Annotated in this window: 14 protein-coding genes; 6 read left to right on the plus strand and 8 right to left on the minus strand. The window is 74.4% G+C overall.

Translation table 11 applies throughout. The annotated features are described in order from the left end of the window. Window positions 1–21 precede the first annotated feature (21 nt). The 3 genes from OG309_RS33715 to OG309_RS33725 all read right to left on the minus strand — a co-directional run bounded on the left by OG309_RS33715 (window position 22) and on the right by OG309_RS33725 (window position 2,950). Window positions 22–858, minus strand: coding sequence for a DUF4097 family beta strand repeat-containing protein (locus tag OG309_RS33715; protein WP_329426750.1), 837 nt, complete (start codon window positions 856–858; stop codon window positions 22–24). Between the two features lie 78 nt (window positions 859–936). Then, on the minus strand, window positions 937–1,485 hold the full coding sequence (locus OG309_RS33720) for a hypothetical protein (RefSeq protein ID WP_329426753.1): 549 nt from the start codon (window positions 1,483–1,485) through the stop codon (window positions 937–939). Window positions 1,486–1,777: 292 nt separating this feature from the next. Then, the gene (locus OG309_RS33725; RefSeq protein ID WP_329426755.1) at window positions 1,778–2,950 is read right to left on the minus strand and encodes an agmatine deiminase family protein; all 1,173 of its coding nucleotides are present in this window, start codon (window positions 2,948–2,950) and stop codon (window positions 1,778–1,780) included. Window positions 2,951–3,193: 243 nt separating this feature from the next. Between OG309_RS33725 and OG309_RS33730 the strand changes: the two genes are divergently transcribed. After that, window positions 3,194–5,668 carry a penicillin acylase family protein gene (locus OG309_RS33730; protein WP_329426756.1) on the plus strand — a complete coding sequence of 825 codons (2,475 nt, stop codon included), beginning with the start codon at window positions 3,194–3,196 and terminating at the stop codon, window positions 5,666–5,668. Window positions 5,669–5,804: 136 nt separating this feature from the next. Then, window positions 5,805–6,824 (plus strand): alpha/beta hydrolase, encoded by a 1,020-nt coding sequence (locus OG309_RS33735; RefSeq protein WP_329428680.1) that lies wholly within the window; start codon window positions 5,805–5,807, stop codon window positions 6,822–6,824. A gap of 78 nt (window positions 6,825–6,902) precedes the next feature. On the opposite strand, the gene OG309_RS33740 is transcribed toward OG309_RS33735, so the two are convergent. Further along, a complete protein-coding gene (locus OG309_RS33740; RefSeq protein WP_329426758.1) occupies window positions 6,903–7,976 on the minus strand; it encodes a BTAD domain-containing putative transcriptional regulator in 1,074 nt (357 codons plus the stop codon). Between the two features lie 218 nt (window positions 7,977–8,194). On the opposite strand from OG309_RS33740, the gene OG309_RS33745 reads away from it, so the two are divergent. Next, the gene (locus OG309_RS33745; RefSeq protein ID WP_329426760.1) at window positions 8,195–9,385 is read left to right on the plus strand and encodes an MFS transporter; all 1,191 of its coding nucleotides are present in this window, start codon (window positions 8,195–8,197) and stop codon (window positions 9,383–9,385) included. Window positions 9,386–9,417: 32 nt separating this feature from the next. Here the strand turns inward: OG309_RS33745 and OG309_RS33750 are convergent, their stop codons facing one another. Beyond that, entirely contained in the window at window positions 9,418–10,245 is an 828-nt protein-coding gene (locus tag OG309_RS33750; RefSeq protein ID WP_329426762.1) for a class I SAM-dependent methyltransferase, read from the minus strand. Between the two features lie 178 nt (window positions 10,246–10,423). Beyond that, on the minus strand, window positions 10,424–10,909 hold the full coding sequence (locus OG309_RS33755; RefSeq protein ID WP_443067608.1) for a pyridoxamine 5'-phosphate oxidase family protein: 486 nt from the start codon (window positions 10,907–10,909) through the stop codon (window positions 10,424–10,426). A gap of 312 nt (window positions 10,910–11,221) precedes the next feature. Between OG309_RS33755 and OG309_RS33760 the strand changes: the two genes are divergently transcribed. Next, window positions 11,222–11,905: a response regulator transcription factor gene (locus tag OG309_RS33760; protein WP_329426764.1), complete on the plus strand. Its 684-nt coding sequence runs from the start codon at window positions 11,222–11,224 to the stop codon at window positions 11,903–11,905. A 171-nt stretch (window positions 11,906–12,076) separates the two neighbouring features. Here OG309_RS33760 and OG309_RS33765 read toward each other — a convergent pair whose 3' ends face one another. Then, a complete protein-coding gene (locus OG309_RS33765) occupies window positions 12,077–13,699 on the minus strand; it encodes a sensor histidine kinase (protein WP_329428684.1) in 1,623 nt (540 codons plus the stop codon). 658 nt (window positions 13,700–14,357) lie between these two features. Between OG309_RS33765 and OG309_RS33770 the strand changes: the two genes are divergently transcribed. Next, entirely contained in the window at window positions 14,358–15,617 is a 1,260-nt protein-coding gene (locus OG309_RS33770) for a globin domain-containing protein (protein WP_329426766.1), read from the plus strand. A 22-nt stretch (window positions 15,618–15,639) separates the two neighbouring features. Here OG309_RS33770 and OG309_RS33775 read toward each other — a convergent pair whose 3' ends face one another. After that, on the minus strand, window positions 15,640–16,827 hold the full coding sequence (locus tag OG309_RS33775) for an ABC transporter substrate-binding protein (RefSeq protein ID WP_329426769.1): 1,188 nt from the start codon (window positions 16,825–16,827) through the stop codon (window positions 15,640–15,642). A 158-nt stretch (window positions 16,828–16,985) separates the two neighbouring features. Between OG309_RS33775 and OG309_RS33780 the strand changes: the two genes are divergently transcribed. Beyond that, window positions 16,986–17,615 carry a glyoxalase gene (locus OG309_RS33780; RefSeq protein ID WP_329426771.1) on the plus strand — a complete coding sequence of 210 codons (630 nt, stop codon included), beginning with the start codon at window positions 16,986–16,988 and terminating at the stop codon, window positions 17,613–17,615. Window positions 17,616–17,619: the final 4 nt, after the last annotated feature.

Genomic DNA, 17,619 nt, shown 5'->3' on the forward strand with positions numbered 1-17,619 from the left:
GCGCTCTCCCTTCCGGGGAGGTCAGGCGCGGCGGATCACGATGTCGCCGACGCTGGTACGGGCGTGGATCTCGACGGTCTCGTCGGAGGTGCCGGGGTTGTCGGCGGCGTCGAGGGAGTTGCGGAGCGTGCCGAACTTGGAGTGCGCGTCGAGCCAGGCGGCGGTGGACGCGCGGATGCCGACCTCCAGGTCGCCGACGGCGGTCTGGAGGTTGATCACACCGCGGGCCACCTGCTGCACGCCGATGGCGCCGTTGGCGGACTTGGCGTCGACGGAGGCGTGCGCGACGCCGATGGTGATGCGCCCGTTGGACGCGTTGGCCTTGAGGTCGCCGGTGATCTCGCCGATCACGGTCTCGCCGTTCCCGTTCTTGACGGTCGCGGCTCCGTCGATCTCGCCGATGTCGACGCGGCCGGCGCCGTGGATCTCGGCGTCGCCCACGGCCCGGTCGATCCGGATGTCACCGAAGCCGGTGCGCAGGCTCACGGCGGCGGCCTCGTCGATCCGGATGTCGCCGAACGAGACCTTGATCCGGCACTCGCCGAGCGGTCCCTCCGCGACGTAGTCGCCCATGGGCGCGGTGCTGCGCAGGTGGGAGCCGGCGGGGAGTTCGACCGTCACGTCGATCGAGCCCTGCCTGCCGAACAGGCCGCGCTTCTTGGGGCCCTTGAGGCTCAGGACACCGTTGGCGTACCCGACCGTGGTCTGCTGGGCGGCCCGGGCGTCGGCGTCGTCGGCGCCGTTGCTCGGCTGCACCTCGACGACCGTGGTCCCGCGCTTGCTCGCGGTGAGCCGCACGTTGGCGACCTCGAACTCGAGGACCGCGGTGATGGGCTCGGGGGTCTCGTAAGAAGGCATGGCTGTCCCGTCCTCTTGACTCTGGTGGGTGTTTCCGCAGGTGGGGCGCTGTGCGTGGGGGAGGGTCGGGGGCTGCTGCTAGCGGACCCAGCCCTGGTAGCTCTGTCCGTGACCCGAGGGGCGCGGGGTCGGCCTGGCCGGGGCGGCCCCCGGCTCCAGGGCGGCGCCCACCGCCCGCACGAGCCACGCGTTGACGGACAGGCCGTCGCGGCCGGCCGCCTCCTCGACGCGGGCCTTCAGCGGTGCCGGGAGCCGGAAGTTGATCCGGGCCGTGGCCCCGTCCTCGCCGTCCGCCAGGGATGGCGCCACTGGCGCCATCGGCGCCACGGGTGGCGCCATCGGTGTCGTCAGGCTCGCGGGCTCCACGGCGATGTTCTCGGTGGCCGGCGGTGCCGTCACCACGAACTCGGGGTCGAGCCCCCGCAGCCGCACGTCCACCGAGCCCGGGGCGAGGTCGCGGGTGATCTCGTCCGAGGCCGCGGACAGCGCGTTCAGCAGGGTCAGCCGGGCGGCCGACTCCAGCGGCGCGGTCAGCCGCTCGGCCAGGGCGCGGGCCTCGTCCCCGCCGGCGCTCGCGGCGACCGCGAGCTCTCGGCGGAGGTGATCGACGAAGGGGGTCAGGTCCATGTGCACCATAGTGGCACCAGAATGGCGCCATGGCAAGCCTCTGTGGCGCCACATGGCTCCGAGTGGCGCGAGATGGTGCGCGAGTGGCGCGCGGATGGCGCACTGGCGGTGCAGAGGCGGCGCCTGTGTGGCGCCACCCGCGCCCGTGTGGCGCCACACAGGCGCGCTTGGCGTCACCCCTGCAACGCCGTGACCCCGTGGGACGCACGCTTGGCGCCACCCGTGCGACGCCGTGATCCCGCGTGACGCGGTCCCACCGGTGCGCCGAGTGCCCCGGTACCACCGTGCCCCGTCAGGCCGCAGGTCTCCCGGGCTGGTCGTGGGTGGCGCAGTGGATGCCGCCGCCGCCCGAGGCGATGGTGTCGATCTGCAACGGCACGACCTCGCGCTCGGGGAAGTGCTCCTGGAGGATCGACTGGGCCCGGGCGTCCGCCTGCGCGTCGCCGAAGCGGGGCAGGAAGACCGAGTCGTTGGCGACGTAGAAGTTGGCGTAGCTGGACACGAAGTCGTCGCCCTCGCCGGTGATCCTGTCCAGGTCGGGCTGGGGCAGGTCGACGATCTCGAAGCGCCGGCCCCGGGCGTCGGTCGCCTTCGAGAGCACCGAGCGGGCCTGGTCGGCCGAGCGGGACCAGGAGTCCGGGGGCGTGCCCGGGAACGCCTGGTCCAGGAGGACGACACCGGGGGCGACGAACCGTACGAGACTGTCCACGTGGGCGTCGGTGATGTCCTCGCCGCGGACGCCCGCCAGCCAGACCACCGTGTCCACGCCCAGCGTCTCGACGAGTTCGTCCTCGATCCGGTCCCGGCTCTTCCCCGGGTTGCGGTTGACGTTGACGATCGAGCTCTCGGTGACGAGCAGGGTGCCCTCGCCGTCGGTCTCGAAGGAGCCGCCCTCGGCGACGAGCGGGGCCTGCTCGCGGGGGATGTGGTACCGGGCCGGCAGCTTGCGGCCCACCTGGGCGTCGTTGGCGTGTTCCTGCTTGTCGCCCCAGCCGTTGAAGTCGAAGTCGACGCCGACGAGCCGGCGTCCGTCCTCCACGAAGACGGGGACGGTGTCGCGGGCCCAGAGGTCGTCGACGGGCAGCGGGATGACCTCGACCTGCGAGCCGCAGGCCCGCTGGGCCGCCGCCACCTGCTCCGGGCGGGCCGTCATCACCACGGCCTCGAACTCCCCGACGGCGCGGGCGATGCGCGCGATGTCCTCCCGTACGGACGGCAGCTCGTCCCCCCAGACGGAGGCCAGGGCCGGCCAGGACATGAAGGTGCGGGTGTGGCCCTCCCACTCGGCACCGAACCGCCGCCCGCCGCCCGCTCCGGAGGGCACGGTCGAGCCGCTCGGCCCGGTCGTGGCCCCGGAGTCGGCGGAGCCCTCGGGCCCGCAGGCCGTGGCGCCGAGGGCGACGGCCCCGCCGAGTCCGGCGAGGGTGCGCAGGGCGCCGCGCCGGGTGGGGGAGGGAGGGGACATCGGTGCTCCGATCATGGGACCGCGAGGCTAGCCGAGGCCGCCGGCCGGGGGCGCGGGGGCGCGCGCGACGGCCGGCGCCACGGGAGCCGGCTTCACACGGGCGGCGGCGTCGCCGGCGCCCTGCCGACGTCTCCGGCCCCCGCCCCTCCACCGGCCGCGTCATCGGGATTTCATCGCCCCTCCGTAGCCTGACCGCGTTCGGACGCAGGCCGCGAGGGCGCAACCCAGGGGAAGGACGGCTCGATGGCGCGGAGGAGATCAAGGACGAGGCTGCCGCTGGCGGTCATGGCCGCGGTGGCGGTGATGGGCACGACGGCGGTCGCCGGGCCGTCCGCCGCCGAGGCGGCGCCGGACAAGCCGACGATCCGTTACACCGAGTACGGGATCCCGCACATCGTCGCCTCGACCTGGGAGGGCCTGGGGACGGGCTACGGCTACGCGGCGGCCAAGGACAACATCTGCACCCTGGCCGACACGTACCTGATGGTCAACGCCCAGCGGTCCCGCTATCTGGGACCCACGGGGAAGGCGAGCCCCGGCCAGAGCCAGAACAGCACCACCAATCTCAACAGCGACCTGTACTTCCAGCGGATCAACGACAACCGGGTCGTGGAGCGGCTGCTCGAACAGCCCGCGCCCAACGGGCCGGAGCCGGAGGTCAAGGAGGCCATCCGAGGCTACGTCCAGGGGTACAACCGGTACCTGGCCGAGACGGGCGTCGGCAACATCACCGACCCCGCCTGCCGGGGCGCTGCCTGGGTGCGGCCCATCACCGAGCTCGACGTCTACCGGCACGCGCACGCCGAGATCATCATGGGCACCGCCGACCCCCTCCTCGACGGCCTGGTCAACGCCGTTCCTCCCGGGGCCTCGGCCGCCGCCGCGGCCGCGGCGAAGCCGCCCACCGCCGCGCAGCGCGCCAAGAGCGCGAAGGAGACCGGGCGGAGGATCCGCGAGGCGATGGCGGCGAGCCGGCGCGACGGCATGGGCAGCAACGCGCTGGCGGTCGGCGCGCAGGGCGTGTCCGGCGGCACGAGCATGCTGCTCGCCAACCCCCACTTCCCGTGGCAGGGCAAGAACCGCATGTGGCAGAGCCAGCTGACGATCCCGGGCAAGGTCAACGTCACCGGAGCCAGCCTGCTCGGACTGCCCGCGGTGAACATCGGGCACAACGACGACGTCGCCTGGAGCCACACGGTCGCCACGGTCGCTCCGTTCGGTCTCTTCGACGTCCAGGTCGACCCGCTGAACCCGACCATGTACCTGGTCGACGGGGCCTGGGAGAAGATGACCTCCCAGCAGGTCTCCGTCGACGTCCTCGGCGCGGACGGCTCCGTCGGCAAGGTCAGCAGGACCATGTGGTCCACCCGCTACGGCCCGGTCACCGCCTCGGTCCAGGGCATCGGGCTGCCCTGGCTGGTGAGCGCCCACGCCGTACGCGACGTGAACATGGACAACCTGCGCGCCCTGAACACCTGGTTCCACCTGGACCAGGCGAAGGACGTCCACGACGTGGTGAACACCCTGGAGACCACCCAGGGCGTCCCCTTCTTCAACACCATCGCCTCCGACCGCAAGGGCGACGCGCTCTACGCGGACATCCAGGCCACCCCCAACATCACCGACGAGCACGCCCGGTCGTGCCTCACCGAGACCGGCAAGATCCTCTTCAACCAGACGCTCCGGCTGCCCAACATCCCGCCGGTCTCCATCTTCGACGGCAAGCGCAGCGCCTGCGACTGGCCCGCCGACCCCAACGCGGTCGCGCCGGGCCTGCTGGACCCCCGCAAGCAGCCGCGCCTGATCCGCTCGGACTTCGTCGGCAACGCCAACGACAGCGCCTGGCTCGCCAACCCCGAGCAGCCGCTGTCCTTCCCCCGCGTCATGGGCGACACGGCGGCGCCCCGGTCGCTGCGCACCCAGGAGCTGATCCTGACCGCGCAGAACCGGATCAACGGCACCGACGGCCTGGCCGGCCGGGGCTTCACGCCGGAGAACATGCGCCAGTTGCTGTTCGCCGACAACAGCAGGGCGGCCGACCTGGCTCTGAACGCCACCGTGAAGGCGTGCCAGGACGTCCTGTTCGGGCTCGTCCTCGTCGACGGCAACCTGGTCAACGTGAGCGAGGCCTGCCCGATCCTGGCCGCCTGGAAGAGCCACGACTTCACGTCGGACAGCCGGGGCTCCTGGCTGTTCGAGAACTACTGGTACCAGCTGGCGGGCGGCAAGGGCGTCGAGTCGCTGCCGTGGAAGGTGCCCTTCGACCCCAAGGACCCGGTGCACACGCCCAACTCGCTCGACCCGGGGAACAACGCCGTGCGCGACTCGCTGGCACGGGCGATATTCGCCATGCGCAACGCGGGCATCCCGCTGAACGCGGCGCTCTCGGACGTCCAGAAGGTCACCCGCAACGGCGAGCAGATCCCCGTCCACGGCTCGATCCACGAGCTGGGCGTCCTGAACGTCGTCACTCCCGGCCTGGTCGACGGAAAGACGGACATCACCTTCGGCTCCAGCTTCATCCAGCAGGTGCGCTTCACCGCCGACGGCCCGCCGCAGGCCTCCACCCTGCTGACCTACTCCCAGTCGGCCGACCCGACCTCGCCCCACTACGCCGACCAGACCCGGCTGTTCTCGGCCGGCCAGTGGGTGACCGAGCGCTTCACCGAGGAACAGATCGCGGCCTCACCGGCCCTGGAGACCAAGGTCCTGGACTGAGCCGGCCGCTCCGCCCGACACCGGCCTCCCGGCCGGTCGACACCCAACGACGCAGCGACCCACGAGGGGGAACACCGTGACGAGGACAGCGAAGAGATGGCGGCTGGTGGTGGCGTGGACGGTCGCGGCCGTCGCCATGATCACCCCGGCGGCCGGTCCGGCTCAGGCCGCCGACGCCACCAGCCCGCCGCCGATCACCAACGGATTCGGACTGACCCAGGTGGAGGCGGCGAGCGGCAGCGCCACCGACTTCCACCTCACCGTGACCACGCCCGAGGTGACGGGCCGGCACCACATCAAGATCATCCTGCCCCGCGGCTACTACGACGACCCGAACCGGCGCTATCCGGTGCTCTACTTCCTGCACGGCTCGCCCGACGACCCGGTCCAGCAGAACTACCCGGCGCTGAGCACGTCGAACGACATGATCACGGTCATCCCCGACGGCGGCGCCCGCGGCTGGTACGCCAACTGGCTCAACCAGAAGACCGTGCTCGGTGCCCAGAACTGGGAGAACTTCCACCTCAAGCAGGTCATCCCGTTCATCGACGCGAACCTGCGGACCATCGCCACCAAGAAGACCCGGGCCGTCGCGGGCGTCTCCATGGGCGGGTTCGGCGCCCTGCACTACGCCCAGGTCCGCCCCGACCTGTTCGGCCAGACCGCGTCCCTGTCGGGCGACATCGACCTGTCGGTCAAGTCCATGGACCTGCGGCTGGCCGTCGTCGCCTCCCTCATCGACGCGACGGGTGCGATCTGCGGCTCCTCGTCCGGCTCCTGCGACCCGAACGACTCCCCGTACAAGCCCGGCGTGGACAGCGACGCCGCGTTCGGCTCGCCGTACCCGATCTTCAACGCCGACTGGCGCTGGAACGAGGTCGACCCGGCGGCCCACATGGACAAGCTCAGGACCGTCGGTGTCTCCATCTACGTCGGCAACGGAGGCGGCTCGCCCACCGAGACCGAGTTCTGGCTCGAAGGCGCGGCCAAGCACGTCAAGGACAGCATGGACGCCCTCGGCATGTCGTACTACTACGTGGACTACGGCGACGGTTCCGCCTGGGGCAGCAACTGCAACGGCGGCCACAACGCCTGGTGCTGGGAGCAGGACCTCAGGGACCTGATCCCGCGCCTTGAGCGGTCCTTCACCTCCTGACAGCACAGCACAGCACAGCACAGCACAGCACGGAACGAGACGGCCCGCGGAGCCGTGCACGCAGCCTCCGCGAGCCGCTCATCCCGCGAGACCCAGCCCGTGACCGAGCCGGAGACTCCGACCGAGCCCGGACTCGTCCCCGCGCAGGATCATCTGGTGCGTCCGCCGCAGCATCCGGCTCGGCGCGACCCCCAGGTCGTCGGCGAGCCGGCGGCGCGCGCGGTCGAACACGGCCGAGGCGTCCGCCCGACGCCCGTCGCGGTACAGCGCGCCCATCAGGAGCGCGGCCACCGGCTCGTTCAGCGGGTGTGCGGCGAACAGGGCGAACAGTTCGGCGAGCGCCTCGGCGGACCGGCCGAGCCGCAGCAGGCCCTCCGCCTTCCGCCGTACGAGGGCGATCCTGCGCTCGGTGAGCCGCAGCCGCTCCCGTTCGGCCCGCGGCCCGGGCAGGCCGGCCAGCGGCTCCTCCCCCCGGAACAGGTCCAGCGCCCGCGAACAGAGCCGGACCGTCTCCGCCGTTTCCCCCGACCGGTCCGCCGTCTCGACCCGGCCCAGCAGCTCCTCCAGGCGGACGACGTCCACGTCGACCACGCCGGGGACCAGCCGGTAGCCGCACCGGTCGTGCGCGATGACCGCGTCCGGGCGCTCTCCCCCACCGAGGGCCTTGCGCAACCGGTACACGTACACCGGTACCACGTTCGCGGCCGGCGGCTCCACGCCCCAGACGCCGTCCAGCAGTTCCCGGCGGCTGACGGTCCGCCCGCCGCCCAGCGCCAGCGCCGCCAGGACGGCCTGCTGACGCAGGTGCCCCAGCCGCAGCGGCCGCCCGTCCTGCCAGGCCTCCAGGGGGCCGAGCACGGAGATCCCGATCCGCGGCGCGGGCTCCCGGCCGACCGCGGCCAGGGTTGCGGGGACCGCCCGCCGGGGGCGCGGGCCGTGGCCGGGGACGACCAGTCCGCAGTCGAAGGCGTGGACGATGGCCGCGGAACGGTCGCGCAGTCCCAGCCGTACGAGGATCCGCGCGAGCTGTTCGGCCACCGAGGCCTCGGGGACCGCAAGCGCGGCGGCGATCTCGTCGTCCCGCAGCCCGCTGCCCACCGCCGAGAGCAGCGCGCGCTCCTGGTCCCCGAGCGTGGTGGCGGTCGTCGGCATCGCTGCTCCCCGGTCTCCAGATCGGTCTCCTGGCGGACGTCGCCGACAAGGTACGGGTGGGGATGCCGGGCGAGGCATCCGGAAGCATCCGGAGTGACACCGGCGGACCGGACCCGCGGACCGGACCCGCGGACCGGACCGTACGGCCCGGCGGATCACTCGGCCGGGCGCGCCCTGCCGTCGCGTCGCGGGCGGACGGCCGGGTTACGGTCGCCGACATGGCGGAGGAGCGGCAAGGCTGGCTGAAGTGTCTGCTCGGCGGCGCGGTGTTCGTCGTGTGCATGGCCGGAACGACCCTGCCGACCCCGCTCTACCCGCTCTATCAGGAGAAGTTCGGCTTCTCCGAGCTCACGGTCACCGTCGTGTTCGCGGTCTACGCGTTCGGCGTGATCGGCGTGCTGCTCCTCGCGGGCAACGCCTCCGACACCATCGGACGGCGCCCGACGCTCTGGTGGGGCCTGGCGTTCGCGGCGGCGAGCGCCGTCTGCTTCCTCGCCGCCGACTCCCTGGGCTGGCTGTACGCGGGCCGGCTCCTGTCGGGCGTGTCGGCCGGCCTGTTCACGGGCGCCGCCAGCGCGTACGTCATGGAGCTCGCCCCGCCCGGCGGCGCGTCGGGAGCCACGCTCGTCGCGACCGCCGCCAACATGGGCGGACTGGGCTGCGGGCCGCTCCTGGCGGGACTGCTCGCGGAGTACGCCCCCGAGCCGCTGCTGCTGCCGTTCGCCGTGCACCTCGGGCTCGTCGTGCTCTCGGCCGTCGTCCTGCTGTTCCTGCCCGAGACGGTGCCGGACCGGCAGCCGCTGACCGCCGTGCGGCCACGGAAGCCCGCGCTCCCGGCCCAGGTGCGGGCCGTCTTCGTGCCGGCGGCGGTCTCCTCCTTCGCGGGGTTCGCCCTGTTCGGAGTCTTCACCTCCGTCAGCCCCGCCTTCCTCGCGCGGTACCTGCACGTGGACGACCACGCCGTCAGCGGAATCGTCGTCGCCCTGGCCTTCTTCGCCTCCACCGGCGGACAGGTGGCCGCCGGCCGCCTCGGCACCGCGCGCTCGCTGCCGCTGGGCTGCGCCGTGCTCTTCGCGGGACTGGTCCTGCTCGGCTGCGCGCTCGCCACGGACCTGCTCGTCTTCGTCGTGCTGGCCGCCCTCGTCGGCGGCGCCGGACAGGGCCTCGCCTTCCGGGCGGCGCTCTCCGCCGTCGCGGCGGCCTCGCCACCGGACCAGCGCGCGGCGGTCATCTCCGCGCTGTTCGTCGTCGCGTACGCGGGCATCTCGGTCCCGGTGATCGGCGTCGGCCTGCTGGCGGATCCGCTCGGCCTGGAGGGGGCCGGGCTCGTGTTCATCGCCTGCATGCTGGTCCTCGTCGCGATCGCCGGCGCCTACCTGCTGCGCCGGATGGCGCCGGCGGACCGCTGACGGCGGCGACGGGCCGCGGCCCGCCCGGGGCGTCACGTGTCCGCCGAGGGCTTCCATCCCCACACGGTCATCATCCCGGCCGACAGGGCGGCGCAGTCGTCCGACTCCAGGTAGCGGACCGCCGCGTCGACGGCGGCGTCGTCGACCAGTCCGGTGGCCAGCATCGCCGCACGGCTCCGCTGCCACGTGTCCGCCCAGAAACGGCTGAGGGGACTGCCCGGCTGCAACGGCGGCACGTGCAGCTCGGCGCCGACCCGCCCGAGCCCCGCCCGGCGCAGCAGCCGGGGGTACGAGGGGACCCAGGTGACGTCCGTGCCGATGGTGGCGCGCAGCCCCTGCCACATCGCCCGCATCGCCTCGGAGTACGGGGTGACCGGCGTCCCGTCGCCGGTCAGGTCGATGGCGTCGCTGAGCACCAGGACGCCGCCGGGCTCCACGAGTGCGGCCAGCTCGGCGACCAGCCGCTCGCGCTCGGGGAGGTGCATCAGCACGAAGCGCGCGTGCACGAGCCGGAACCGGCCGGGGACGGCGCCCGGGGCGGTGATGTCGGCCTCCAGCACGTCCAGCCCGGGCACCGGCCGCTCGGCGAGGAACCGTACGTCCCGGTCGACGGCGAGGACGCCCGCCACCCCGGCCTCGTCGAGCAGCCGGCGGGAGACCGTGCCCGTACCGGCGCCCACGTCGAGGCAGTGCCACCCCGGCCCGGCCCCGAGGGCGCGCAGCCGGGCCAGGGTGATCCCGTCGTAGGCGAGGGCGCCGAAGTCGATCCGCTCGCCCTCGCCGGCCTGTCCGGGCCGGAACACGGCCTCGCCGTAGCGCCCGCCGGACGCCGACCGCTCCGTCCCGTCGAACCGTTCCATGGCCTGACCCCTTCCCACGCCGGCGCGGTGGCGGGCGGCCCGCGGCACGGCACCGCCCCGGTGATCCTGCACCCCGGCGGATCCCGCAGCCCGCCCGCCGGGCCCGGACGCGCCGGACCTGAGCCGATCGGCCCACCGGCCCACCGGCCGGCGGGCCGCGCCCGCGGGCCGCCCGGGGTCAGTCCGCCGCGACCTGCCGGACCCCCGTGACGAGGTCGGGGCGGATGCGGACCACCCGGTCCGACGGGCGGTCCGTCCACGGCCGGATCGCCGCCCGGTAGCGGGCCGCCTCCTCGGGGTCGGTCACCAGTCGGCAGAAGCCGGTGACGACGACGCTCCAGCCGAGGCGCGCCTCCACGTCGATCAGGTCGGCCTCGTACGCGACGACGACGCCGTCGGTGCCGCCGACCCGGGCGAGCAGCGCGAGGGCGGTGTCGTCGTGCGTGCGGACGAGGATGTCGCCACCGTCCACGAGGTGGTTGACGGGGCGGACCGTGGGCAGCGCCCGCTGGGTGAACACGATCCGGCCCAGGGGCACGGAGGCCAGCAGACGCAGCGCCTCCTCGGTGTCCAGGCGGAGGGTGCGCCGCGCACCGGCGCAGGCCGGGGGAGCGGCGGGACGGTGCGGGACCGGAACGGGGGCGAGAGCGGCGTCGTCTTTCACGGTGCCTTCCAGGGGAGGGGACTTCCCCGCAGTACAGACCCCCGGGGGCGGCGCGGAAAGGGCCGTTCGGCCCCTGCCCGTCCCGTCCCTCCCGGGCGGCGGGCGGGTCCTGGACGCACCGGCGCGGCGACGGCCCGGGGGACGGCCGGGCCGTGCCCGGCCGGTGCGTCCCGGGCACGAGGCCGAGTCGATCACGGGCGCGGGGGCGGCGCACAGGGCCGTTCGGCCCTGCGGGACCAGGGCCGAACGGCCCTCGGGGCCCGATGCCATACTGACGCCGCCTCAGCTCCCGCCCCTGCCCAGGAGACCGCTGTGAATTCCGTCCCGCCCCTCCGGGTCTTCCTGCTCGACGACCACGAGGTCGTCCGTCGCGGAGTCCGGGACCTGCTGGAGGCCGAGCCGGACATCGAGGTGGTCGGCGAGGCCGCGACCGCCCGGGAGGTGCTCGCCCGGGTGCCCGCCGTACGGCCGGACGTCGCCGTGCTCGACGTACGGCTCGGCAGCGCGACCGGCGGCGACCACGAGGGGGTCGAGGTCTGCCGGGAACTGCGCGCGGCCATGCCGGAGCTGGCCTGCCTGATGCTGACCTCCTTCGACGACGACGAGGCCCTGTTCGACGCGATCATGGCGGGGGCGGCCGGCTACGTCCTCAAGCAGATCGGCGGCTCCGACCTGGTCCACGCGGTCCGTACGGTGGCCACCGGCAAGTCGCTGCTCGACCCGCGCATGACGAGCCGCGTGATGGCCCGGATCCGGGGCACCGAGCCCGAGCCGGAACCCCGCACCGCCTCGACGGCCGAGCTCGACCGGCTCTCGCCCCGCGAGCGGGAGATCCTGGACCTCATCGGCCTGGGACTGACGAACCGGCAGATCGCCGAGCGCCTGTTCCTCGCCGAGAAGACGGTGAAGAACCGGGTCTCCGCCATCCTCGGCAAGCTGGGCGTCGGCCGCCGCATCCAGGCGGCCATGCTCGCCGAGCGGCTGCGCGACCAGTAGGCGGGCCGGAGGCACGGCGGGGCGGCCCACCCGGGCAGGAGGTCGGCCGGTCCGGCGGGGCGGCCGGTTCCCGTACGGTCCGGCAGCTCGGCCGACACCCTGCCCGACCGGCCGGTGCGGCGGCGAGTCCCGGTCGGCCGGTGCGGCGGGCAGTCCCGACCGGCCGGTCCGTCAGTCCTGCCGCAGCGGCACCGTCCACACCAGTCGGGTGCCGCCGCCCTGCGGGGCCTGGAGCTCCAGCGTCCCGTCGTACTGCTCGGCGCGTGAGCGCATGTTGCGCAGGCCGCCGGTCGGCTCGGCCGACCCCAGGCCGATGCCGTCGTCGGTGATCGTGAGCACGATCCGGTCGCCCGGCTCCGGGACGGAGAGGACGACGTCGGCGCGGCTCGCCCGGGCGTGCCGGGCACTGTTGCTGAGGGACTCGACCGTGACGGCCAGCACGTGGTCGGCGAGGTCCTCCGGGACGGCGGTGTCGACCGCGCCGGCGATGCGCAGCGAGGGCGGGAAGCCCAGGGACTGGGCCGACAGCTGGACGGTCTCCGCCATGCGGCGGCGCAGCGCGGGGCCGCCCCTGTCCTCGGCCGTCGTGCGGAGCTGCAGGATCGTGGAACGGATGATCTGGATGGTGGCGTCGAGGTCGTCGACGGCCCGCGACACCCGCTCGGCCGCGGCCGGCTCGCCGATCAGGCGGGTCGCGCTCTGCAGCGTCATCCCGGTGGCGAAGAGACGCTGGATGGCCAGGTCGTGCAGGTCGCGGGCGATGCGGTCGCGGTCGTGCAGCACGGCCAGCTCCTCGGACTCGGCCCGCCTGCGGGCGAGTTCGAGCGCGATCGCGGCCTGGTCGGCGAAGCCGCTGAGCAACTCCACCTCCGTGGCGTCGAACCCGGGGCGCCCCGCCCGCCGGGCCAGCCGCAGTGCCCCGCACACGGCGTCGTCGACGGGCAGCGGCACGGCCACCACGGGACCGTGCTCCGGCGGGGCGCCGGCGTCCGCGCGCAGCGGCCGGGCCCGGGCGTCGGTGCGGACGTCCGCCGTGACGGCGGGCCGGCGCGTGCGGGCGGCGAGCCCCGTCAGCGAGCCGTCCGCCGGAAGGCGCGCACCGAGCACCGCGCCGGCGGTGTCGCCGTCCGCGACCTGGACCACGAGCTGACCGTCGGGGCCGGCCGGCAGCAGGATGGCGGCGAGATCGGCGTCGGCCACCTCCCGCGCCCGGCGGGCGATCAGCCGCAGCACCCGGTCCGGGTCGGTCCCGGCGAGCAGCGCCCGGGTGATCTCCGCGAGCGCTTCGAGCCGGTGCTCGCGGCGCCTGCTGTCGTGGTAGAGGCGGGCGTTGTCGATGGCGACGCCCGCGGCGGTCGACAGGGTCGTCAGGACCGCCTCGTCGTCGGCGTCGAAGCCGCCGACGCCGCGCTTCTCGGTCAGGTAGATGTTGCCGAACACCTCGTCCCTGACACGGATCGGCGCTCCCAGGAACGTACGCATCGGCGGATGGTGCGCGGGGAAGCCGAAGCTGCTCGGATGCCGGGTGAGGTCGTCCAGGCGCAACGGGACCGGGTTGCGGATGAGTTCGCCGAGGATGCCGTGTCCGCAGGGTGCGGGACCGATGCGCGCGGCCTGCTCGTCGGCCATGCCCACGGGCAGGAACTGCGAGAGCCGGTCCCCGTCGCCGATCACCCCGAGCGCGCCGTACTCGGCGTCGGTGAGGGTGACGGCGGCCTCCACGATGCCGTGCAGGACCTGGGGGAGTTCGAGGTCGCGACCGAGGTCCATGACCGCGGCGAGGAGGGCGTGCATCCGCTCGGGGACGTCGAGCCGCGGCCACGGCGTGCCCGGGGGTTCTGCGGTGTCGGACATGCCTGCCTGCTCTGCCGGTGCGTGCTTCCTGCCGCAGGTTACGTCACGGGGGCGGCAGGACCGCAGGGGCCGTTCGGCCCTGGTGCCGCCCGCCCGCGGGGACTGTTCGACCCTGTCGGGCCCCCGGCGGGGGCGAGGACCATGGGCCGCGGCCGGGAGGCGGCACGCCCATCCCCCGCGTTTGACGTCTCCCGGCCCCTTGGTACCGACGTGGACATGGAGGCCGTCGTCCGGTGGGCGAGGCAAAGAACGTGCGGAGGCGGACCCGGCGCCGCGTGTCGGGACGGGCCGGTGCCGCCCGCATCACCAGGGCCGTCACGCCGCCGACGCAGAAGAAGAACAGCGCCGCCACCAGGCTGGGCCGCCCGGGACGGCCGCGCCACCAGGCTGGGCCGCCCGGGACGGCCGCGCCACCAGGCCGGGCCGTCCTGGACGGCACCCGCCCCGCCCGCGTACGCCGGCGGATCTTTCGGCGACAGGGTCGAACGACCCCGGTCCGGCAGGGCCGTTCGGCCCTCCGCCGGGGCCGGACGGCGGTGGGGGAGCGGTGCGAAACTGACGTGCCTTCAGGTGGACCCAGCAGGGAGAGAGCCGGCACGTGAGCGCCACCACGAGCGACAGCTACGACGAATACCACACACTCCTCGCGCGGCGGGACGCCATGCGGCTGCGTCAACGGCTGCTGGCCCCGTCCGGCGGGGAGCGGCGGGCGCCGGACCCCGCCCGCCCCGTCGAGGGGGCCGGGTCCGGCGACCGGGAGACGATCCTCCGGACGCTGCCGCTCGTCACGCCGTTCGGCACGCTCATCGACCACCTCTACCGGGCGATGTTCGCGCAGCACCCGTACCTGCGCGGGCTGTTCCCCGAGTCGATGGACTTCCAGCGGGCCCATCTGGAGCAGGCGTTCCGCTACCTGATCGCGCACCTGGACCGCCCCGAGGAGGTGACCGCCTTCTGCTCCCGGCTCGGCCGCGACCACCGCAAGCTGGGAGTCCGGCCCGTGCACTTCGCGGTGTTCGAGGCGGCGCTCGCCGAGGGCCTGCGCCGCAGCGCCGGACAGCACTGGTCGCCGGAGCTGGAAGGCGCGTGGCTGCGGATGGTGCGGTTCGCCGTCTCCGCCATGATCGACGGAGCGAACCGGTCCCTGACCGAGCCGGCCTACTGGAACGCGACCGTCACGGACCACGCGCTCCAGGCACCCGGACTCGCCGTCCTCCGGGTCCGCACCGCCGAGCCCTACCCGTACCGGGCGGGCCAGTTCGCCACGATCCAGTCGCCGCTGCTCCCGCACGCCTGGCGGCCGTACTCCGTCGCCCGCGCGCCCCGCCCCGACGGAGAGCTGGAGTTCCACGTCCGCCGCACCGGCCCCGGCGGGGTGAGCGACGCGCTGGTCGCACGGACCCGCGTCGGCGACGAGCTGCGCCTCGGGCCCGCACAGGGGACGATGACCCTCGACGACGCCCCGGGGCGGGACGTCCTGATCGTCGCCGGCGGCACCGGGTGGGCCACCGCCAAGGCGCTCGTCGACGCCCTGGCCCTGCGCCGGCCGCCGCACCGCGCGGCGCACCTGTTCCTCGGCGCCCGCACACCGGCCGACCTGTACGACACGGCCGCCCTCACCGGACTGGAGAAGCGGCACCCCTGGCTGCGCGTCGTCCCGGTCGTCGGCGCGGGCACCGGGACGGAGGGCGACTCGCTGCCCGACGCACTGACCCGGCACGGCGACTGGTCGCGCCACCTCGCCTACGTGAGCGGCCCGCCCGCGATGGTCGGCGCCGTCGTGCGGCGGCTCGTGGAGACGGACCTGCCGGCCGAGCGGGTGCTGCACGACCCGGTCGGCGGGCTCCCCTGGACGTGAGCCGGCCGGCACCCGACCTCCGTCACCCCTCACCCCGGTGGAGGACGCGGAAGCGGGCCGCGTCCCCCGGGTCCCGGTCGACGACCTGGACGGGCGGCCACACCCACTGCCACACGCCGATGCCCGGCGCGCGGGAGAAGCGGATCGGCCCTCGGGAGCCCTCCACCGCCACGTGCGGCCACGCCCCGGCGACGGCCGCGCGGTCCGTTCCGTACGAACGGAACACCTCGGCGAGGACGGCCACGGTGTCCCAGCCCTCGAAGGCCACGAACGACGGTGCCTCGCCCAGCCGCTCGCGGAGCTCCTTGCCGACCCGCTCGCCCAGCGGACCCGGCCGCTCGGGCAGATAGCGCAGGAACGGGATCCCGGCGCCGTCCGCGCCCAGCGCCTCCGCCCAGCCGGCGAACTCCGGCTGTCCGGCCGGGGCGCCGACGAGGAGCTCCGCGAGCCGCGGGTCGCTCCGGACGGCCCGGACGAGCGGCACCGCCGGCTCCGGCTGGCCGACCAGCAGGAGCAGCGCGGTCGCCCCGTGCTCGACGAGCGCGTCGCACAGGGCCTCGGGGCCCAGCGCGTTGGCGTCCAGCTCGACGACGGATCCCCCGTGGGCGGCCAGCTGCTCCCGCAGAAGGCGGGTCCCGGACGCCCAGTAGACGCTCGGCTGGACCGCCACGGCGACCCGGCTCCGGCCGGCGCCGCGCAGGAAGTCCGCGTAGGTCCGCCAGCCGTGGGACTGCGCCGGGGGCAGCCGCGCCACCCAGTCCGTCGGCTCGTCGGTGAGCGCGTCGAGCACCGCCGACGAGCAGAGGAACGGCAGGCCGAGGGCGTCGGCCCGGGTGGCGGCGGCCCGTGCGACGACGCTGTGGTACTCGCCCGCCACGGCGGCCACGCCCAGGCCCGCCAGCTCCTCCACGGCCTTCGAGGCCCGCTCCGGATCGGCCGCGGTGTCCCGGACCAGCAGCTCCAGCGGGCGGCCGCCGATTCCGCCGGCTTCGTTGACCTCGCGCACGCCCAGTTCGAGCCCGGCGAGCAGGTGCCGGCCGGCCTCGGTCCAGCCGGGCGGGGTCAGCGGGACGAGGGCGCCGACACGGAGGGGCGGCGCCCCGTGCGTCCACGCGGCGCCGGACGGCGACGGCCACGGCGATACGGGACCGGACGGCGACGACGGCGATCGCGGCGATGACGGCGATGACGGAGGTGGCGGCGTGGGCATCGGGTGGCGTCCCCCCTGGACGGCGCGGTGCGGTGCGTACCCGGTCCGCACGGCTCGTGCGGCGGGCGGTGCCCGCGTTCGCGATCATCATAGGAGCGCCCGCGAGACGGTCAGGATTCGAGAAGCGCCGGACGGGGGCAGGTCCCTACCTTGGAGTCATGGCAACCACGACTTCCTCCGCAACCGCGTCCCTCACCTCCGTCACCCTCGAGGTGGCCGACCTGGACGCCGCCCAGCGCTTCTACTCCGCCTTCGGCGTGGACACGCGCATCCGCCTGCGGGCCTCCGACGCGCCGTCCAGCGGCTTCCGGGGCTTCGCCATGGCGCTCACCGTCTCCGGGCCCGCGACCGTCGACGCCTTCGTCGACGCCGCCGTGTCCGCCGGCGCCACCGTCCTCAAGCCCGCCGCCAAGTCGATGTGGGGCTACGGCGGCGTCGTCCAGGCTCCGGACGGCACGATCTGGAAGCTGGCGACCTCGGCGAAGAAGGACAACGGCCCGGCCACCCGCGAGATCGACGACACGGTCCTCCTCCTCGGGGTGGCGGACGTGAAGGCGAGCAAGGAGTACTACGTCGGCCAGGGCCTGACCGTGGCCAGGAGCTTCGGCGGCAAGTACACCGAGTTCGCCGCCGGCCCGTCGAGCCCCGTCAAGCTGGCCCTCTACAAGCACCGCGGCCTGGCCAAGGACCTCGGCGTCCCCAGCGACGGCTCCGGCGCGCACCGCATCGCCCTCGGCGGCACGGGGAGCGCCTTCGCCGACCCGGACGGTTTCGTCTGGGAGGCGTAGGACC

Origin of the sequence: Streptomyces sp. NBC_01268, from assembly GCF_036240795.1 — a bacterium.
Classification (GTDB): Bacteria; Actinomycetota; Actinomycetes; order Streptomycetales; family Streptomycetaceae; genus Streptomyces.